General features: G+C 60.2%; 12 protein-coding genes. All 12 read right to left on the minus strand.

Features of this window, described 5'->3' with window-relative positions:
• Positions 1-24 precede the first annotated feature (24 nt).
• Positions 25-8,535 carry a GH36-type glycosyl hydrolase domain-containing protein gene (locus QDY28_RS09685; RefSeq protein WP_331381472.1) on the minus strand — a complete coding sequence of 2,837 codons (8,511 nt, stop codon included), beginning with the start codon at positions 8,533-8,535 and terminating at the stop codon, positions 25-27.
• 423 nt (positions 8,536-8,958) lie between these two features.
• Positions 8,959-9,642 (minus strand): helix-turn-helix domain-containing protein, encoded by a 684-nt coding sequence (locus QDY28_RS09690; RefSeq protein WP_331381473.1) that lies wholly within the window; start codon positions 9,640-9,642, stop codon positions 8,959-8,961.
• A gap of 316 nt (positions 9,643-9,958) precedes the next feature.
• The gene (locus QDY28_RS09695) at positions 9,959-10,117 is read right to left on the minus strand and encodes a hypothetical protein (protein ID WP_331381474.1); all 159 of its coding nucleotides are present in this window, start codon (positions 10,115-10,117) and stop codon (positions 9,959-9,961) included.
• 163 nt (positions 10,118-10,280) lie between these two features.
• Positions 10,281-10,469 carry a hypothetical protein gene (locus QDY28_RS09700; protein ID WP_331381475.1) on the minus strand — a complete coding sequence of 63 codons (189 nt, stop codon included), beginning with the start codon at positions 10,467-10,469 and terminating at the stop codon, positions 10,281-10,283.
• Between the two features lie 164 nt (positions 10,470-10,633).
• The gene (locus tag QDY28_RS09705; RefSeq protein ID WP_331381476.1) at positions 10,634-11,383 is read right to left on the minus strand and encodes an ABC transporter ATP-binding protein; all 750 of its coding nucleotides are present in this window, start codon (positions 11,381-11,383) and stop codon (positions 10,634-10,636) included.
• Positions 11,380-12,213, minus strand: coding sequence for an ABC transporter ATP-binding protein (locus QDY28_RS09710; RefSeq protein WP_331381477.1), 834 nt, complete (start codon positions 12,211-12,213; stop codon positions 11,380-11,382). Before QDY28_RS09710 ends, QDY28_RS09705 begins: the two co-directional genes overlap by 4 nt.
• Positions 12,210-13,136: an ABC transporter permease gene (locus QDY28_RS09715; protein ID WP_331381478.1), complete on the minus strand. Its 927-nt coding sequence runs from the start codon at positions 13,134-13,136 to the stop codon at positions 12,210-12,212. The genes QDY28_RS09710 and QDY28_RS09715 overlap by 4 nt, the downstream gene beginning before the upstream one ends.
• Positions 13,133-14,200: an ABC transporter permease gene (locus tag QDY28_RS09720; protein WP_331381479.1), complete on the minus strand. Its 1,068-nt coding sequence runs from the start codon at positions 14,198-14,200 to the stop codon at positions 13,133-13,135. Before QDY28_RS09720 ends, QDY28_RS09715 begins: the two co-directional genes overlap by 4 nt.
• Positions 14,201-14,221: 21 nt before the next feature.
• Entirely contained in the window at positions 14,222-15,862 is a 1,641-nt protein-coding gene (locus QDY28_RS09725; protein ID WP_331381480.1) for an ABC transporter substrate-binding protein, read from the minus strand.
• A 37-nt stretch (positions 15,863-15,899) separates the two neighbouring features.
• On the minus strand, positions 15,900-16,967 hold the full coding sequence (locus tag QDY28_RS09730; RefSeq protein ID WP_331381481.1) for a dipeptidase: 1,068 nt from the start codon (positions 16,965-16,967) through the stop codon (positions 15,900-15,902).
• Positions 16,968-17,144: 177 nt separating this feature from the next.
• Positions 17,145-18,170, minus strand: coding sequence for an ABC transporter permease (locus QDY28_RS09735; protein WP_331381482.1), 1,026 nt, complete (start codon positions 18,168-18,170; stop codon positions 17,145-17,147).
• 32 nt (positions 18,171-18,202) lie between these two features.
• A complete protein-coding gene (locus QDY28_RS09740; protein WP_331381483.1) occupies positions 18,203-19,744 on the minus strand; it encodes a sugar ABC transporter ATP-binding protein in 1,542 nt (513 codons plus the stop codon).
• Between the last annotated feature and the right edge of the window lie 62 nt (positions 19,745-19,806).

A 19,806-nucleotide genomic window follows, 5' to 3' on the forward strand; every position in this document is an offset into this window, starting at 1 on the left:
GAAGCGAAACAGTGCAGGAAAACCCTACTGTCCGATCGGATAGCCCTCTTCGGGATGGGCGATCGCCCTGTCATTCACAGTCACCAAGTATCCCTTAGCATCGGGCGCTTTTGAGACGGAAATACGGTATTTTCCGCTCGGCAGATCGAGGTCTGCCGCAAAGCCATCCCACTTCGACGGCAGCGCCGGCTTGACGTAGAGATGGCCGTTTTTGACGCGGATGCCGAGAATGCCCTCGATTGCCACGCGATAAAGCCATCCGGCCGAGCCCGTATACCAGGTCCAGCCGCCGCGGCCGGTCAATTGCCCCTCGCCATAGACGTCGGCGGCAACGACATAAGGTTCCACACGGTAGGTATCGGCCTGATCACGACTTCGTGCATGGTTCACCGGATTCAAAAGGTCGAAGCAATGCCAGGCATCGTCGCCGCGATTCATTTCCGCCAGTGCCATGACCACCCAGGTTGCGGCATGGGTGTACTGGCCACCATTTTCGCGCACCCCCGGCGGATAGGACTTGATGTAGCCGGGATCGCGCGCCGATTTGGCGAAAGGCGGCGTGAACAGCCGGATGATGCGGTTCTCGTCGTCGACCAGCTTTTCGAGAACGGCATTCATCGCCTTCTCGCCGCGCTCGCGGTCACCTTCGCCGGAGAGAATGTTCCAGGACTGCGCGATCGAATCGATCTGGCATTCGAAATTCTCGTCCGAGCCGAGCGGGCTGCCATCGTCGAAATAGCCTCGGCGATAGTGACCGCCGTCCCAACCGGCCGTTTCCAGCGCCTTGCGCAACTCCGGCAAATGCTTGGTCCAGCGCTCGACGCGCTCCTTGTCGCCGCGGGCTTCTGCATAGGGAAGGAAAGCGGTGAGCGTGCCGGCCAGGAACCAGCCGAGCCAGACGCTTTCGCCACGGCCCTGAATACCGACGCGGTTCATGCCGTCGTTCCAGTCGCCGCCGAGGATCAGCGGCAGGCCGTTGCCGCCCTTGCGCTTGATCGCAAGATCGAGCGCCAAGGCCGCATGGTCGTAGACGCTGACCTTATCCTGCGACACGGTCGGCTGGTAGAAGGCGTCGTGCGTGCCGGCCATGAGGGCTGCACCTTCGACGAAGGCAAGCTCTTCATCAAGGAGCGACTTGTCGCCGGTCACCATGCAATACTGGTTGATGGCATAGGCGAGCCAGACGACGTCGTCAGAGATACTCGTGCGCACGCCGGCGCCGCTGCCCGGCAGCCACCAATGCTGCACGTCCCCCTCGCGGAACTGCCGTTGCGCCGCATTCAGAATCTGGTTGCGGGCCAATTCCGGTGCATGCATCAGGAATGCCAGCGTATCCTGCAACTGATCGCGGAAACCGAAGGCACCCGACGACTGATAGAAGGCCGTACGCGCCATGATGCGGCAGCCGAGGCTCTGGTAAGGCAGCCAGGCATTGATCAGGTTGTTCATCGCCTTGTCCGGCGTCGAAATCTGCAGACGGCCGGTGAAGCCGTCCCAGAAGCCGCGGCTGGCCGAAAGCACGGCCTCGAAATCCGCCTTGCGGATATCGGCGACCAATGCACGCGCCTCTTCGATCGAAGCGGTATCGCCCATATAAAGGCAGATATCCTTCTGCTCGCCGGCTCCGACCGTCAGATCGAAGGCGAGTGCCGCGCAGGGATCGCCGTCGAGATCGGTGGAGTTGGAGAGGACCGCGCCGGAAACGACGGCCTGCGGCATCTGCACCGTGCCGTGGCGACCGATGAATTCGCGGCGGCTCGCCGAATAGCTCGAATGCGCCTCGCTGGCCGCCATGAAGGCGACACGCTTGGAATAGTCGATGCTGTACGGATTATTGGCAAACAGCGCGCCCGTCTCCTCGTCCAGCGACGACAGGATGAACGGCCGCGTCTTGTTCGGATTGGTGCCGAGGACCCATTCCGCATAATTATAGAGCCGCAGCCGGCGGGCGCCGTCGCCTGTATTGCGGATGCGCAGGCGGAAAAGCTTGACGGGACGTTCGCGGTCGACCGTTTGCGTCAGCTCCAGCGCAATACCGTTCTGCTCGCTCGAGAACACCGAATAGCCGAGACCGTGCCGAGCCTCATATCGCACGTTCGGATTGCGCGACAGGCTGGCATAGGGGGTCATCACCGTGTTGCTGTCGAGATCGGTCAGGTAAAGCGCCTCACCCGGACGGTTGATGACCATATCGTTGGTCCATGGGGTCAACTGATAGTCGCGTGAATTGTGGCTCCAGGTGAAACCGCCGCCTTCGGCGGGCACATGGAAGCCGAAGCGCTCGTTGGAGATTATGTTGATCCACGGATGCGGGGTCGACTGGCCGCCGGCGAGCCGGACGACATATTCGCGGCCATTGTCGGCAAAGCCGCCATAACCGTTCCAGAAGTCGAGATCGTCCTGCGCTTCCAGTTCTTGGGCCGCAAAAACCGATTTCTGCGGCACCATCGGCACGGCAAGGCGATTGACCGGCACCGGCCCATCGGACTGCGCCGAACCGAACAGCGTCGCCGCGCGGGCGATTTGATCGACAAGCTTGCCGTTGCGTGCATGGAAGATCACACGTGAGGCAGCAAGAATCTGCTGATAGGTTTCCTGCTCGATCAGATCCTTGCGGACCGAGAAGACATTCTGGCGCAGCCCTTCACCTTGATTGTGCCTGACATGCTCGACCAGCTTGTCCAGCTCGCGCTGCATATCTTGGGCCTGATCCACGGCGCGCTCGTTGACGATCACCAGATCGGCATTGATGCCGCGTGAACGCATATATTCCGCTGCGCTCAGCGCTTCCCTGGCGATTTCGAGATCGATGTCGTCATTGATGCGCAGGGTGAAGATCGGGAAGTCACCCGAGATCGTGACCGGCCAGAGCGCCGACTGCGAATGCAGGCCGGCCTGAACGGTGGCACCATCGGCGCGCAAATGCATATCCGGATAGACGAGATAGCGGGCAAGCTTCTGGAAGGCGGCCGCCTGCTGCGAGGTAACGCCGACATGGCGCATCTGCATCTGCGTGCGGGTCCAGGCCTGCGTGAGCTCGACGGCGAAGGTGTCGGGATTGCGGTAGCGGTCGACCGCCTTGTCGACATCCTCGCGGTTCGGCGCGGCGATCGTCCAGAAGATCACGCTGACCTTCTTGCCCGCCGGCACGCGCACGACGCGGCGCAACGAAAGGCAGGCATCCATGGTAAAGCCATCCGTACCGGAGAGGACCGCACCCGGATCGAAAGCGGCGGCTTCCGCCAGCGTTCGGCCACGACCAAGGAACTTGCGGCGGTCCGTCTCAAATTCTGTCGGGCGCTCCGATCCTGCATTGTCGACGACCAGATGGGCGATCGACATGTCGGGCTCGTTAAAGTCGCGCTTGTTGCGCTCGGCGCGGATCACGTCGCCGCCGCTGCCGATCTCGGTGCGCACGAACATGCGCGAGAAGACCGGGTGACCGCTATCGACATCGTCGCTGGCGATCGCCGGTTCGAGATAGGAGGTCACTTCGATGAAGCGATCCTCCGCGCCCATGTTGAGCAGCGTCACGCGGCGGCCTTCGGCATCGTGCTCGGTTGCGACGATGCACTCGACATCGCTGGTGAGATCACCCACGGTCTTGCTGTATTCCGCCTTTTCATCGCTGAAGGTGACCTTGACCTTTTCGCCTTCGACGCTGCGCGGTTCGGAGGTGGCGGACCACCATTGGCCGGATGCGGTATCGCGCAGGAAGATGAAAGTGCCCCAACGGTCTTCCGTCGGATCGGGCCGCCAGCGCGAGACGGACAAGCCGTTCCAGCGCGAATAGCCGGCGCCGGTCGCGGTCAGCATGACAGCGTAATGACCGTTGGAAAGGAAGGCGAGTTCGCGGTCGTGCGTGGCCGGATCGGCGATCTTGCGGATCTCTGGACGCAGCATGTCTTCCTGGATATTGGCCGGCTGGTCGCTCTCATGCTTGGCGGCCATGACAGGGATATCGCGCGGCGCCTTTTCCTGCAGCAGCAGTTCGGCCGCTTCGATCACCGGGTCGGCGTGGAACAGCTCACGCAGGCGGCCGTTGAAGGCGACGTTGGCAATAGCCGCAATCGACATGCCGTGATGGTGGGCATAGTAGTTGTAGACCACCGCGCACTTCTTGCCTTCCGGAACGCGGGACGGCGTGAAGTCGACGGCGTCATGGAAGCCATAGGTGCCAAGCGCGCCGACCTTGCGCAGCTTCTGCAGGTTTTCGAGCGCCTCTTCCGGCCGATATTGGCTGGCAAGAATCGAGGCATAGGGCGCGATGACGGCATTCTGGCCGAGGCCGCGCTTCAGGCCGAGCGAAGGCACGCCGAAGTTGGTGTACTGATAGTGCATGTAATGGTCGCGGGCGTTGAAGGCCGCTTCCGAAATGCCCCAGGGAATGCCGGCGCCGAGGCGCTTGGCATAATTCATCTGCTCCTGGACGATCAGATTGTTGGTCTGGTTTAAGATGCCGCCCTGACGCTCCTGCATGACGAGCGGCGGCATCAGATATTCGAACATCGAGCCGGACCAGGAAACCAGCGCGCCCCGTGAGCCGATCGGCACGACCTGGCGGCCGAGGCGATACCAATGCTCGGTCGGCAGGTCGCCCTTGGCGATGGCGAAGAGGCTGGTGAGACGGGCTTCGGATGCCAGCAAGTCGTAGCAGGCAGCATCGAGCTCGTTGGTTTCCACACGGAAGCCGATCGAGAGCAGACGTCGTTCCGGACGATAGAGAAAGGCGAATTCCATGCCGAAGGCGATGTCGCGCATGCGGTCGCGCAGCTTTGCCAGGCGTTGTCGCAACGCATCCACATTGGCGAGATCGAAGACGCTATCGGCGATATGGCCTTCGCAGACCTTCACCAGCGATTGCGACCAGGTGAGCACCTCGCCGCTCTGGGGCGACTTGACTTCATGGTCGAGGTTGGCGGCGAGCTTCTGGATATCATGCGCCAGGACCGACAGGTTGATGATGCGGATCGAGGCGAACTCGTGCTCGCGCTTGACCGCCGCCAGCGCATTTCGAAAGCCGATGATGCGCTCTTCCAGGCGATGACGCAGCGGACGAACGGTCTTGCGATCATCGGGCAACTCGGCAAGCATTTCACCGAGAATGCCGGCGACATCACCGATGCCGTCGAGATTGCCCTGCATATGCGCGGAAGGCGCTTCCGCCCAGATGCGGCAGGCCGAAGACACGGCGATCAGGTGGCCGGCAAAGTTGCCGCTGTCGACCGCCGAGACATAGCGCGCGCCCATCGGCTTCAGCGTATCGGTGTGATACCAGTTGCAGAGGTGCCCGCGGAATTTCTCGAGCTTCTCGACGGTCGCCATGGTCTTTTCCATGCGATCGATGGTTTCCTCGAAGGAGATCCAGCCGAAATTGCGGGCCGAAATCACCGAGAGCAGATAAACGCCGATATTGGTGGGCGAGGTGCGCGACGCGACCACCGCATGCGGCGTCTGCTGCACATTGTCCGGCGGCAGATGGTTTTGCTGCTCGACCACAAAGGTGTCGAAATAGCGCCAGGTGCGCCGCGCGATCTTGCGCAACTCGGCCGAAACGCTTTCCGGCACTTCGAGCTTGTCTTCGGTTTCCGCCGTCTGGCTGACATACCAGGCGATCGCCGGCGACAACATCCACAGCAGCGCAAAGGGAATGCCGACGAAGAAGGCGTTGTCGCCGGAAAGGGATGCGAAAGCCAAAGCCAGCAGCGCCAGCACCGGTGCATGCCACATGACGCGGTAATGGCCGAGAATCGTCGTCTGCGCCGCGGCCTGGGCGCTAGCCGCCGTGCGCCATTGCAGCATCAGCTTGCGGCTGACGAAGGCGCGATAGAGCGAGCGGCCGATCGCATCGGCCATGATGCAGGCGCTATCGGCGATGAAGACGATTCGCAGCGCTACCTGCGCATTGGCGGCGCGGATGTCCGACCAGACCGTATAGAGATGAGCCCGGGCGACGATATCGCTGGTGCGCGGAATGATGCCGTTGATCAGCGATAGCGTCGGTGCCACGAACAGGCAGAAGATCAGCAGGATCTGCCAGATCAGGGCGGCAAACGGGCCCATGAAATACCAGCCGAGGACGGAGGCGAAGAACCAGGCGATCGGGGTCAGCGAACGGCGCAGATTGTCCATCATCTTCCAGCGCCCGAGGCCGGTGACACCACGCTTCGGATTGAAGATATAGGGCAGCAACTGCCAGTCGCCGCGCGCCCAGCGATGCTGGCGCGAGACTTCGACTTCGTAGCGGATCGGGAAATCCTCAACGAGTTCGCAGTCGGTGACCAGCGCGCAGCGCGCCATCGAGCCTTCGAGCAGATCGTGGCTGAGAACCGCGTTCTCCTCGATCTTGCCCTTCAGCGAAGCTTCGAATGCGTCGACATGATAAAGGCCCTTGCCGGTAAACGTGCCTTCCTCGACGAGATCCTGGTAGACGTCGGAAACTGCAAAGACATAAGGGTCAAGACCGCGATTGACGGAGAAGACACGCTGGAACACCGATGCGTCCTTGCCGGTCGTCAGCGACGGGGTGACGCGCGGCTGCAGCACGCCGTAGCCGCGCACGACACGCTTGGTCTCGGGATCGAAGAGGGGGCGGTTGGTCGGATGATGCAGCTTGCCGACGAGCTTCGTGACCGTATCGCGCACCAGGCGCGTGTCGGAATCGAGCGTCATGACGTATTTCACGTTCTTCGGCACGATATTAGCGCCGGGCAGGAACGTCGTGTCGCGGTCGCCGCGCAGCAGCAGGTTCAGCTCATGCAGCTTGCCGCGCTTGCGCTCCCAGCCCATCCAGGCGCCTTCGGCCGGATTGTAGAGGCGGCGGCGGTGCAGCAAGTAGAAGCGCTGCTTGCCATCCTCCGCGTAGCGAGCAGAGAGATTGGCGACTTCGCGGCGGGCGTAATCCAGAATTTCCAGATCGCGTTCGCTCTCTTCTTCCTTGCTGTCCGGCCAGTCGCTCAGCAGTGCGTAATAGACTTCGCCGAGGGGATTGGCGAGATAATGGACCTCGATATTGCGCACCAGTTCGTCGACGCTGTCGCGATTGGCGATCAATGTCGGCACGACGACCAGCGTGCGGGCCTCTTCCGGAATGCCCTCCTTGAACTCATAACCGACGAGACGCGCCGGCGTGAGGTACATGGTGACCACGAAGTTGAACAGGCCGGTGGCGCCTTCGGATGCCGGCAGCGAAAACATCAGCAGCAGGATGATGGTTTCAGCCCAGCCCATGCCGGCCTGGATCATGAAATAACCGACGATCCAAAGAGCGATCACGGTGAGCAGGAGAACGGGGGCGGCGATCGCCAGCCAGTTGAACTTGCGCCACTGGCGGACGAAGCGCTGCGACAGCTTCGGGCTGAAGCCGATCGCCTTTTCCAGCTTCTCGATCTGCTGGCCGACGATGAAATCGCCGATATTCGGCTCATGCGGCTGCGGCTCGCCCGAGGCTTTGGCCGCCTCGGTCATGGCCATGGCGACCTGCGCAATCTCCATTTCCGTCTTGTCGGAACGGCGCGCAAGCTTCTCGATGGCGCGGCGATAGCTGTTGCGCGAGCCGGGATCGAGCTTTGCGTAGTCGGTCTCGTCCCAGAGCAGCTTGTCGACGGCGCTGACTTCTTCGACCCAGCCAGACCAGTCGGTGTCGTCGATCAGCCGCAGGCTTTTGATGATGTTGCCCATCGTCACATTGCCGGACGACAGGCGGTTGTGCTCGGCCATCATGACAGTTTCGGCATCGGTGCCAGCTTCCGCCAGGCGCCTTTCCAGCCAGGTGACAGCGAGACCCGAGGTGTGCGAGCCATCGCGCAGGCGATAGAGGAACTGCGTGGCAAAGGTATTATCGGACGTATAGGGCTCGAGCGTCCTCAGGAACTCGGTGACCTTGGAATCGTCATTGATACGGATCAGCTCATCGACGGCAGCATTGGCCTTCTTGCGCGTCAGGCGGCTCTGTTCGACGCGGCTGGAGATGCGACGCAGATTGTCGACGAGCACATAGCGCACCAGCGACGGAACCGCCCAGAGTTCGCCGATTTTCAGCATCTCGTGCGATTGGAAGCCTTCGACGAGCGCCAGCAGACCCTGGTTGGATACGGTGCTGTGCGTATGGGCGACATAGAGCCAGGCGAGCGCCAGCGTACGCGGCATCACCATGCCGTCGATGGTGATCGTCTGCAGTTGATCGTAAAACTTCTTCGGGAAATCGCGGCGGACTTCCTGGATCGCCTCTTCGATGATGTAATGGTTGTCCAGCAGCCATTCGGCCGCAGGCGTGATCGATTCGCCGGCATCGACGTCGGCGTTGGCCGAGCGATAGACGCGCAGGATCTCTTTTTCGTTCTCCTTGTGCCGAGCGAAGAAATCGAAGGGCGCAAAGCCCGGCAGCTTCGTAGCGGCGCCGTTGCGGGCGAAGGTCGCACCGCATTCCCGGATCTGATCGTTGGAGAAATAGGTGGCCCGGATCGAATCGTTATGATCGATCTGCTTGGCTTCAGAATCGCGCGGCGGAACAGTGGAGAGGTTTTGAGACGTCATGGATTCGGGTTCTGGGTCCAAACAGAGTGACAGGCATTGTCGCCTTTACCGTCTTTTGTCCGGCCTCACACAACTATTCATGCATTTGGACCCTTTGCTTCGCTTCCCGGCGTGCGAAGGGGATGAATTCGAAGTGGCGGCTTAGAACAAACGTATTCAGGCGAAGATTTTCACGGGCTCTTCTTCAGGATCATGGCAATTTTGAGCCACCATTCGAAATAGGCTTCCGTGAAACTTGCGACGCGGCCGGATGCTTCCGGCAGCAGTCCGCACGTGTCAAAGACAATCGATCAAGGTCATGAGGCATTCTCCTTAGGCTGATTTCTTGCGATCGCATTCAGCAGGGCTTGGTAGGTTGAGCCCTCCATATCCCGCAGAAGATGAACTTAAACTGAACCCCCTCAAAAGATTCGCAAATTCCTCTCAAGAGCCGTGTTTCTCCGGGTAGGAAATGACCGACAGAAAGCGGATCGGCAGACTTATGAGCACTTCCGGACCGTGCGGCGCGTCGGCATCGAAGAACAGGCTATCGCCAGGTCGCATCGCATAGAGCTTGTCGGCGTGACGATATTCGACCTCCCCTTCCAACATATAGATCAATTCGAGCCCTTCATGCTGAAATGCCGGAAAAACATCGGAATCGGCAGTTAGCGTGATGAGATAGGGTTCGACCTGCAATCCGCTAGATCCGTTGGCGATATGACCGAGCAGATTGTACTGATGACCGGCGCGCGTGCCGCGCCTCTCCATCTCCAAACCCTCGCCTGCTTTGACGAAGACGGCATTGCGCCTTTCTTCGAAACGCCGAAAGAACGACGTGACGGGAACGCCGAGCGCCCGCGCCAAGGCCTGCAATGTGGTGAGAGATGGCGACGTATTGCCGTTTTCGATCTTGGAGAGCATACCGAGCGATATGCCGGTGGCCGAGGCGAGGTCGGCGCCGGTGATGCCGAGCTTCTTGCGAAAGGCACGGACCTCGTGACCGATCGCCAATTCGAGATTGTTTTCCTTCACGTCGCGTATCGCATGCGAATCCTCTGTTAGGACCGCGCTCGCATCGTGAGCACCATTCCGTCTGCTGCTGCGCCCAGCCTCCGCTTTGCTCATGCTCCGCCCCGTTCTATTTTATGTTTTGGCGGAGCTTACTGTTTTCACGAAGCGCATTCTATTGGGCACAAGAAATTTTCTTTGCCCGGCGAAGTTTTGACAGCACCGGGAAGAAGAATTTCCCTTAGGGAATGCTTCGATTTGGAAAGAAATGGGATGCAACGGTATCGGTCGAGCTACTTGAAAGCACGTCCGATCAACCACCGTTAGGAGCCTGAGAGGGATGACGCCGTAAACTTGCCCTGCAGCGTCCGCCGTAACAGCAAGCGTAGGTGTGATATGACCGATCAATGCCGGTCATATCTTGGCGACGCGTTCAGATCACGATGCCGCAGACAATGGCTGCGACGAAGATGAATGCGGCCGAAAACAGCGCGACATAGATTGCAGTCTGAATCTTATTCCGCGTTGTCTCGACGCGCTTCGAACCGTCGAACTGATTCACATGCGTATTCGATATACCCAAATTCGCCATGTGTTGCCTCCGTTCGTTATTTTCGATGTTTACGGGCGAGTTCATGCCCGACATTCATACAATCCCTATCAATTAGGTAGAGATGAATTTTCGTCCAGAGGCCAACGGAAGAAAAATAAACCCTTGAACGACTGTCGGGCTCGAAAGAGCAGCAAGGCCGACATCAGCAGAGGATGCGGCGAGCCCAGATCAAAGTGCGCTCCACTGCGCCCGCTTCAGGAGCCGGAATTTCGGTCGGCCCGGTCTCGCGGCGGTTCTTTTCTTCCGGCAGAGTGACGCTCAACACGTCTTGCTCTTTCGCCGGCTTTGGCGGATGAAGATAACCCATGGTCATGCCACCCATGAAAAACATGCCTGCCTCCACTCGCGTATGACCCAAAACAGGGATCACGAAAGTTAACCGCCATTAACGGGATCATGACAGAATTGCGGCACGAGTCAATAGTCTATACGATTGGTCGTCTTTTAAGGGTGACTTAACTACGAGAGTGAAGAGAGCTTAATAATAACAGTAAGTTAGACGCGGACAAATCCTTTGCTCGCTATCATCAGATTGCGCGTGTAGTCCTGCCTGACATCGCCGGCCGCCAATTCTTTTGCGCTCAGCCGCTCGACGACCGCGCCGTTCTGCATCACCACCAGGCGTTCGCACATATGGGTGACGACGCCGAGATCGTGACTGACCATGACGAATGTCAGATGACGATCCCTGCGCACCTGCTCCAGCAGATTGAGCACTTCCGCCTGCACGGAAGCGTCCAGCGCGGAGGTCGGCTCGTCGAGCAACAGGATCGACGGCTCGACGATCAAGGCGCGGGCGATCGCCACGCGCTGGCGCTGACCGCCCGACAATTGGTGCGGATAGCGGAACCGGAAACCCGACCCGAGGCCGACCTCATCGAGCGCCCGGGTGATGCGTATCTCGCTGTCGCCGATACCATGGATCGCCAGGGGCTCCAGCAGCAGCCGGTCGATGGTCTGGCGCGGATGCAGCGAGCCGTAGGGGTCCTGAAATACCATCTGGACCTGGCGATAGAAGGCCTTGCTGCGTCTCGAACCCTTCAGCGCTTCGCCGTCGATACGGATCACCCCGTCGCTGACGGGCGCAAGACCGGCGACGGCCCGCAACAAGGTCGACTTGCCGGAACCGGACTCCCCGACAAGACCGAAGGACTCGCCCCGGTCCACGCCGATGCTGACCGCATCGAGGGCATAATAACCGTCATAGATGACGCTAAGACCGTCGACCGCAAGTGCTGCTGTCATGCCGCCCACTCCGGCTTGCGGTCGAGAACCGGTAGGGGATGGCGGTCCTCGCCGATGACGGGCATGCAATTCAACAGGCCGCGCGTATAGGGATGCTGCGCATTGTTGAGCTCGGAAGCCTTCAACTCCTCGACGATCTTACCGGCATACATGACGATCACCCGGTCGCAGAAGGAGGACACCAGCCGCAGATCGTGCGACACGAAAATCAGCCCCATGCCGCGTTCCGATACCAGCCTGTCCATGATCCTCAGCACGTCGAGCTGGACCGTAACATCGAGCGCCGAGGTCGGCTCGTCGGCGATCAGCAGTTCCGGGCCGGCAATCAGCATCATCGCGATCATCGCGCGCTGGCCCATGCCGCCGGAGACTTCATGCGGATGCAGATCATAGACGCGCTTGGGATCGCGGATCTGCACCGCTTCCAGCATGGCCAGGGCCCGGTCGCGCGCTTCGGCCTTGCCGACTTTCTCATGCGTGCGCAAGGTTTCGGTGATCTGCTTGCCGATGGTCATCACCGGGTCGAGGGAATATTTCGGGTCCTGCAGCACCATGGCAATGCGTTTGCCGCGCAGCGATCTGCGCTCCCTGGCCGAAACCGACAGTAGGTCTATGCCGCTGAAATTCAGTCTATCGGCCGTGACGATGCCATGCGAAGGCGTCAGCCCCATGATGGCGCGCCCGGTCTGCGATTTACCGGAACCGCTTTCGCCAACGATGCCCAGCCGCTCGCGGCCGAGCGTGAAGGACACGCCGCGCACCGCTTCGATCATGCCGGTGCGGGTTGGGTAGCGAACCCTGAGGTTCTCGACCGTCAACGGTGCCGTCATTGGCCGCTCTCCTTCGGATCGAGCGCATCGCGCAGCCCGTCGCCGAGCAGGTTGAAGCCCAGGCTGACGATCAGGATGGCAATGCCCGGCATGGCCGCCACCCACCATTGATCGAGATAATATTTGAACCCGGTGGCGATCATCGCGCCCCATTCAGGCAGCGGCGGCTGCGCGCCAAGACCAAGGAAACCAAGGCCCGCCGCCGTCAGGATGACGCCGGCCATATCGAGCGTAACGCGCACGATCACCGAGGAGATGCAAAGCGGCATGATATGGCGGAAGACGATACGCATCGGCGAGGCGCCCATGAGCTGCACGGCGGCGATGTAGTCCGAGTGCCGCACGGTCATCGTCTCAGCCCGCGCCAGCCGCGCATAGGGCGGCCAGGAGGTAATGGCGATGGCGATGATGGCGTTTTCGATGCCTGGGCCGAGCGCGCCTGCAAAAGCGAGCGCCAGCACCAGCTTGGGAAAGGCGAGGAAAATATCGGTGATGCGCATCAGCACCGTATCGGTCCAGCCGCCTGCATAGCCAGCTATCATCCCAATAAACAGCCCGAGCGGCGCCGAGATGATCGCGACGAGCACAACGATATAGAGGGTCCATCGCGACCCGTAGATCAGACGGGATAGGATATCGCGCCCGAGATTGTCTGTGCCGAGAAGATAATCGCCGGTGCCGGGCGGTTTCAAATAAGCATTGGTCAGATCGCCAATCGAAGGCGGATAGGGCGCGATAACATCGGCAAAAGCCGCCACGAGAATGAGGACGATGATGATCAGCAATCCGAGGACGGCCAGCCGATTGGCGGAAAATTGCCGCCACGTGACATAGGCGCGCCCGAGGCTCGCTTGTCGGCGCGACTGCGGCCGATCCGACAGCAGCCAGTCACGCCAGGAAAGTTGCGTGGTCTCAGCCGTCATTTCCGTCGCGTCCTTGGGTCCAGAGTGCGGTAAAGCAGATCGGAGAGCAGGTTGATCCCGATGAAAACCGTACCGACGACGACAGTGCCGCCGAGCACGGCGTTCATATCGGCGTTCTGCAGTGAACTGGTGATATAAAAACCGATGCCCGGCCAGGAGAAGACGATCTCCGTCAGCACCGAACCTTCCAGCAATCCGGCATAGGAGAGCGCGATCACCGTGATCAGCGGCACGACGGCGCTACGCAGCGCATGCCCCCAGATCACCCGCGTCTCCGAAAGCCCCTTGGCGCGGGCCGCGACGATATATTCCTGACCCAGCTCGTTCAGCATGAAACTGCGTGTCATGCGGCTGATATAGGCCAGCGAGAAATAGCCGAGCAGCGAGGCCGGCAGAATGATGTGACGGAATGCATCCCAGAACACATCCCATTGCCCCTGCATGGCGCTGTCGAGCAGATAGAAGCCGGTGATCGGCGTGAATGTATATTCGAAGGCGATGTCGATGCGGCCGGGATAGGCGACCCAGCCGAGCTTGGCATAGAAGATGACGAGCGACACCATGGCCAGCCAGAACACCGGCACCGAATAGCCGACGAGGCCGATGACCCGGACGATCTGGTCGATGAGGCTGTTGCGGCGCACAGCGGCCAGCACGCCAAACGGCACTCCGAAAACCGCGCCGATGATCGTGCCGACGGTCGCAAGCTCCATCGTCGCCGGAAAGACGCGCCGGATATCGTCCATGACCGGGTTGGTCGTCAGCACGGAGGTACCGAAATCGCCGGTCAGAGCACTCAGCAGATAATAATAGAACTGCTGATAGAGCGGCTGATCGAGATGCATTTGGCGGCGCAGCCGCTCCAGCACTTGCGCAGGCGCATGGTCACCGGCGATCGCCAGCGCCGGATCGATCGGGATAACACGTCCGATGAAGAAGGTGACGGCGAGAAGGCCGAGATAGGTCGTGACCGCCACGACTAGGAAGCGCAGGACGCCCATCAAAATGGGCGCGGCACGGCCCTTTTTGGGCCGCACCTCCATTTTCCGTTCGACAGTGCTCAAAGAACTAGTCCTATCGGACCATTACTTCGACACTGGCCAGACGAAGTTGGTGTCGAAGCTCGGACCGAGCTTGAAGTCCTTCACATCCTTGCGATAACCGGCAACTTCCGTCTGCTGGAAGAGGAAGACGAAAGGGCTGGCATCCAGGTACTTCTTCTGGATCTCCTGATACATAGCGCCGCGCTTGGCGGCGTCGACCTCGAACAGGGCAGCCTTTGTTTCCTTGTCGAGCTCAGGCGTCGTCCAGTCGTTGCGCCAGGCGAGCGTCTTGTTGGTGCCAGCGTCGGAGTTGTCAGGATTGTTCGTGAACGTATCGGCGTTGGAATGGGGATCCCAGTAGTCGTTGCCCCAGTTGCCGAAATAGATGTCATGGTTACGGGCGCGATATTTGGTGAGCTTCTGTTTGCCGTCGCCGGGAATGATCTCGACCTTGATTCCAGCTTGGCCGAGCGTCTGCTGGATCGACGTGGCCACACCCGTATCCGGCTCGATGCTGCGCACGTCCATCGTCACGGAGAAACCGTTCGGCAGGCCGGCCTTGGCCAGCAGTTCCTTTGCCTTGGCGACATCGAGCTTGAACGGATTTTCATCCAAGGAGCCAAGCATGCCCTTTGGCTCGAAGGTCTGATGGATTTCGCCGATGCCCTTGATCAGCGTCTTGCTGATGGCGTCGTAATCGACCAGATACTTGAACGCCTGCTGCACTTCCGGCTTGGCGAGGTTCGGATTCTTCTGGTTGAGGCTGACGTAATAGATCGTGCCCTTCGGTGCGTTGGTGGAGGTAAGTTCAGCGTTCTTCTCTACGGCCGCGAGGTCGGTCGGCGAGAGGTTGCGGGCAACGTCGATGTCGCCATTCTCCAGTGCCAGGCGCTGCGCCGAGCTTTCCTTCATGAAGCGGTAGATGACACGCGCAAGCTTCGGCTTTTCGCCGTAGTAATTGTCGTTGCGCTCCAAAACGACAGCCTCGTTGGCGCGCCATTCGCGCAGCTTGAACGGACCGGAGCCGGCATAGCCGGTCTTCAGCCAGCCATTGCCAAAGTCGTTGTCGTATTTGTAGTCGGCCGACGGCGTCACCGGCTTGACGTGCTGCAGAACCAGCTTCTTGTCGACCACTTCCGCAACGGTCGCCGTCAGGCAGTTCAGCACGAAGCTCGGCGCATAGGGCTTGTCGACCGTGAAAGTGAAGGTGTTCGGATCGGTCGCTTTCGCCTTTTCTGTGACATTGTCGCCGGTCAGGCCGAACTGCGTGAGGATGAAGGCCGGGCTCTTGTCGAGCTTGACGACCCGTTCGAAGGACCAGGCGACGTCATCGGCGGTGATCGGATTGCCCGAGGCGAATTTGAGGCCGGGCTTCAGCTTGAACGTGTAGGTCAGGTGATCATCGGAGACCGACCAGCTCTCGGCAAGATCGCCCTGGATCTTGGACGTATCGTTGATGTCGAGGCGGACGAGCAGGCTGTAGCTGTTGCCGGTAACTTCGGCAGCGGACAGTTCGTAGGCTTCGGCCGGGTCCATGCTGAGAATATCGTCAAAGGCGAATCCTTCAACCAGCGTGTCCTTCGGCGTTACGGCGAAGGCGCTCGGCACGGCCATCGTCAAAAGCGCGAGAGCCGCACCGGCCGAAAGGGCGCGGAAGTTGCGGTTCATCTTGGTCATGATCATGTTTTTGTTCCCTTTTTTTAGCTTTTATCACTGTGAATCATGCACGCGGCCGGCTGCTCTCTCCCCAAGCAGACGCCAGGATACGAAGCCAGTTCTCCCTGCACAGCTTCGCAAGATCGGCTTCAGCATAGCCAACGTTCCTGAGCGCAGCAATCAGCTTTTGGTTGCCTGCAGCATCGCCGATTTCTTGCGGAATCGTCGCTCCGTCGAAGTCCGATCCGAGGCCGACGCAGTCGATGCCGACGCGGCTGACTAGGTGATCCACATGGCGGACCATCACCTCGATCGGCGTATTGGCGTCCGAGCGCCCGTCCTCGCGCAGCATCGCCGTAGCATAGTTCAGGCCGACGATGCCACGGCTCTCGCGGATGGCATCGAGTTGCCTGTCGGTGAGATTGCGGGCGACCGGGGTCAATGCATGCGCATTGGAATGGCTGGCGACCAGCGGCTGGTCCGATGTCTTCGCCACATCCCAGAAGCCCTTTTCGGTAATATGGGCGAGGTCGATGACGATGCCGAGGCGGTTGCATTCACGCACCAGCTCAAAACCTGCATCCGTCAGGCCCGGCCCGGTATCCGGCGAGCTCGGATAGGCAAAGGGTACGCCATGGGCAAAGACATTGTTGCGGCTCCAGACGGGGCCGAGCGAACGCAGCCCGGCCGCATAGAAGGTTTCGAGCGCGACGAGATCGGCGTCGATCGCCTCGCAGCCTTCCATGTGCATCACCGCAGCGAAGACGCCCTTTTCCATGCAGTCGCGGATTTCGGTGGTCGAGCGGCAAAGCTTCCAGACACCGGCGCGATCGAGTTTGAGCGCGATCGCCGCCATTTCGAGAGCGATATCGAGCGATGGCGCCCGCTCCAAAGGCGCTGAGAGCGGCGTTTCATAATGGCCGTTGCGATCGGGATCGGCGAAGACGAGATTGCCGGAGGGGATATAGATGGCGCAGAGGCCGCCGGCCAGCCCACCGGCCTTGGCGCGGGGCGCATCGATATGGCCGGTCGATATCCCATCCCTGAATTCGGCTACCGGATCGGTTCCTTCGCGAGCGTGATTCCAAAGTCTCAGCAGAACGTCGTTATGGCCATCGAATACGGATTGCATTTTCTATCCTGGATAATGCGCTCGGATGAGCAGCGGGAAAGCGGCCAGAATAGAAAAGCTGACGGGATTCGCCATACCTAAATGAAAAAAATCTGCATTAGCAAAGAATGACGCAGCAAACGAAAAAGGCGGGAGTAAAACCCCCGCCTCGCGATGACAGATGAAACCTCGTTGGTTTCAGTGTTTGGCCCGCTTCTTCTGGCGGTAGACGTCGATTGCGACTGCGGCGACGATGATGACGCCCTTGGCTATTTCCTGGTAATAGGCGTCCACGTTCAAGAAGGTGAAGCCCGAGATCATCACGCCGAGAATGACGGTACCGATGATCGTGCCGGTGATGCGACCGACACCGCCGGTGAGCGAGGTGCCACCGATAACGGCGGCGGCGATCGCATCCAACTCATACGTCACACCCATGCCGGCCTGCGCCGTCTGGACGCGAGCTGCGGTGATGATGCCGGCAAGACCGGCCAGAAGTCCGGCGATCGCGTAGACCTTGACCAGATGCGCCTCGACATTGATACCCGAGACGCGTGCCGCCTGCACATTGGCGCCGATCGCATAGGTGAACTTGCCGTAGCGCGTATATCGCAGCACGATGTGGAAGATCAGCGCGACGAGCAGGAAGACGACGACGGGCCAGATGCCGGTTCCAATGAAGTTGAACTGATCGGTAAGGCCGGAGACGGGCTGCCCCTTCGTGTACAATTTCGAGAGGCCGCGCGCCGACACCATCATGCCGAGCGTTGCGATGAATGGCGGAATCTTGGTTTTCGTGATGAGCTGGCCGTTGACGTAGCCGGCGGCGAGGCCGATCAGCAGGCCGATGCCGATCGGAACGAAAAACGGCAGATCGGTCAGCGACGGATAAAGCGCCCGCGCCCAGGTTGAGGACTGCGCGAAGCTCGCCGCCACCATGGCAGTCAACCCGACAACGGAGCCTGATGAAAGATCGATGCCGCCGGTGATGATGACCTGCGTCACCCCGACCGAGATGATGCCGATGACCGACACCTGCAGGATCATGATCTTCAGGCGCTGCACGTTGAGCAGGAAGCTCTGGCCGACGAAAATCCAGCCGAGGACTTCGCAGACGAGCGCAATACCGATCAGCACGAGGAAGATGCCGAGTTCCGGCGGCACGCGGCGGCGCCTGGGACGCGTCACTGACGGTGCGGTCGCCTCTGCAACTTTGCTAACCATGGTTCAATCCTCCTTTGCGACGGCCGGCCCGATCATTGCGCCGCCAGCTCCATCACCTTGACTTGGGTTGCTTCCGCACGATCGAGAAAACCGGTCACCCGTCCCTCATGCATGACCATGATGCGGTCGCTCATGCCGAGCACTTCGGGCATTTCCGATGAGATCATAATAATGGCGACGCCATTGCGCGCCATCTCCGTGACCAGACGGTGTATTTCCGCCTTGGCGCCGACATCGATGCCGCGGGTCGGTTCGTCCAGGATCAGAATACGCGGATTGGTGAGCAGCCAGCGGCCGATCAGCACCTTTTGCTGATTGCCGCCGGATAGATTTTCGACACGCTCATCGAGATTCGGCGTCTTCACGCGCAGCTTGCGCGCCATATCTTCGCAAGTCTCCTCGATCGCGCCCTCCTGCACGAAACCGGCCCGCACGAACTTGTCGTGCAACACGGCGACCTGCATATTCTCGAGCACGCTGAGGATCAGCAGACAGCCGGTATCCTTGCGGTCTTCCGTCAGGAAGGCCATGCCGTGCCGGATCGCCACGGCCGGCGAGGAGATATCGACCTTTTTGCCGAAAAGCTCGATCGTGCCGGACGAGGCCGGCGTCACGCCGAACAGCGTCTCGGCGACATTCGAACGGCCGGAGCCGACGAGGCCTGCAACCCCCAGGATTTCGCCGGCCTTCACATCGAAAGAGACATCGGAGAAGACGCCGTTCAGAGTGAGCCCTTTGACGGAAAAAACCGTATCGCCGATCGGGACTTCCTCTTTCGGGAACATCTGGGTGATCTCACGGCCGACCATCATCCGGATGATGTCGTCGCGGGTGACATCGGTGGACAGATGCGTGCCGATATATTTTCCGTCGCGGAACACCGAGAATTCGTCGGCGATCTCAAACAGCTCGTTCATCTTGTGGGTAATGTAGACGATGCCGATGCCCTGCTCGCGCAGATCGCGAATGATCTCGAAGAGATGCGCCACCTCACGCTCTGTCAGCGCCGAGGTCGGCTCGTCCATGATCAGCACGTCGGAATTGTAGGATACCGCCTTGGCGATTTCGACCATCTGGCGGTTGGCGACCGAAAGGTCCCGCACTTGAATTTCCGGATCGATGGTAATGTTCAGCCGGCGAAAGAGTTCTTCGGTCTTCCTGTTCATCTCGCCATGATCGACGAAGCCCAAGCGGTTCTTCGGTTCGCGGCGGATCCAGATATTCTCGGCGACGGTCATGAAGGGCATCAGGTTGAGTTCCTGATGGATCATCGCGATGCCGTTTTCCAGCGCATCCAGCGGCGATTTCAGGCGGATCTCGACGCCCTTCAGGCGCACCTCGCCCTGATCCGGTATATAGATGCCGGCCAGAATTTTCATCAGCGTCGACTTGCCGGCGCCGTTTTCGCCCATCAGCGCATGCACCGTGCCGCGCTTCAGGCGGAAGGAGACATCATCGAGGGCGAGCACGCCCGGAAATTCTTTGCGGATACCTTCGGCACTCAGCAGATAGGCGGCATTGGGGACCGCGCCGCTGGCGCGCACCGCAGCCATGGTGGATGGGCTCACAACCATCTTTTCCCTCCCGGGAGCTGTCGAATTTGGGGATGCGGGCTGTAGCGCCCGCATCCGTCGCT

Source organism: Rhizobium sp. BR 362, assembly GCF_036528765.1.
GTDB lineage: Bacteria > Pseudomonadota > Alphaproteobacteria > Rhizobiales > Rhizobiaceae > Rhizobium.

What these genes read in the sequence shown, in the direction of transcription:
- QDY28_RS09700 (WP_331381475.1), bottom strand. Translation starts at nt 10,469, where the DNA reads ATGTTTTTCATGGGTGGCATGACCATGGGTTATCTTCATCCGCCAAAG.
- QDY28_RS09685 (WP_331381472.1), bottom strand. Translation starts at nt 8,535, where the DNA reads ATGACGTCTCAAAACCTCTCCACTGTTCCGCCGCGCGATTCTGAAGCC.
- QDY28_RS09690 (WP_331381473.1), bottom strand. Translation starts at nt 9,642, where the DNA reads ATGAGCAAAGCGGAGGCTGGGCGCAGCAGCAGACGGAATGGTGCTCAC.
- QDY28_RS09705 (WP_331381476.1), bottom strand. Translation starts at nt 11,383, where the DNA reads ATGACAGCAGCACTTGCGGTCGACGGTCTTAGCGTCATCTATGACGGT.
- QDY28_RS09715 (WP_331381478.1), bottom strand. Translation starts at nt 13,136, where the DNA reads ATGACGGCTGAGACCACGCAACTTTCCTGGCGTGACTGGCTGCTGTCG.
- QDY28_RS09730 (WP_331381481.1), bottom strand. Translation starts at nt 16,967, where the DNA reads ATGCAATCCGTATTCGATGGCCATAACGACGTTCTGCTGAGACTTTGG.
- QDY28_RS09735 (WP_331381482.1), bottom strand. Translation starts at nt 18,170, where the DNA reads ATGGTTAGCAAAGTTGCAGAGGCGACCGCACCGTCAGTGACGCGTCCC.
- QDY28_RS09710 (WP_331381477.1), bottom strand. Translation starts at nt 12,213, where the DNA reads ATGACGGCACCGTTGACGGTCGAGAACCTCAGGGTTCGCTACCCAACC.
- QDY28_RS09725 (WP_331381480.1), bottom strand. Translation starts at nt 15,862, where the DNA reads ATGATCATGACCAAGATGAACCGCAACTTCCGCGCCCTTTCGGCCGGT.
- QDY28_RS09695 (WP_331381474.1), bottom strand. Translation starts at nt 10,117, where the DNA reads ATGGCGAATTTGGGTATATCGAATACGCATGTGAATCAGTTCGACGGT.
- QDY28_RS09740 (WP_331381483.1), bottom strand. Translation starts at nt 19,744, where the DNA reads ATGGTTGTGAGCCCATCCACCATGGCTGCGGTGCGCGCCAGCGGCGCG.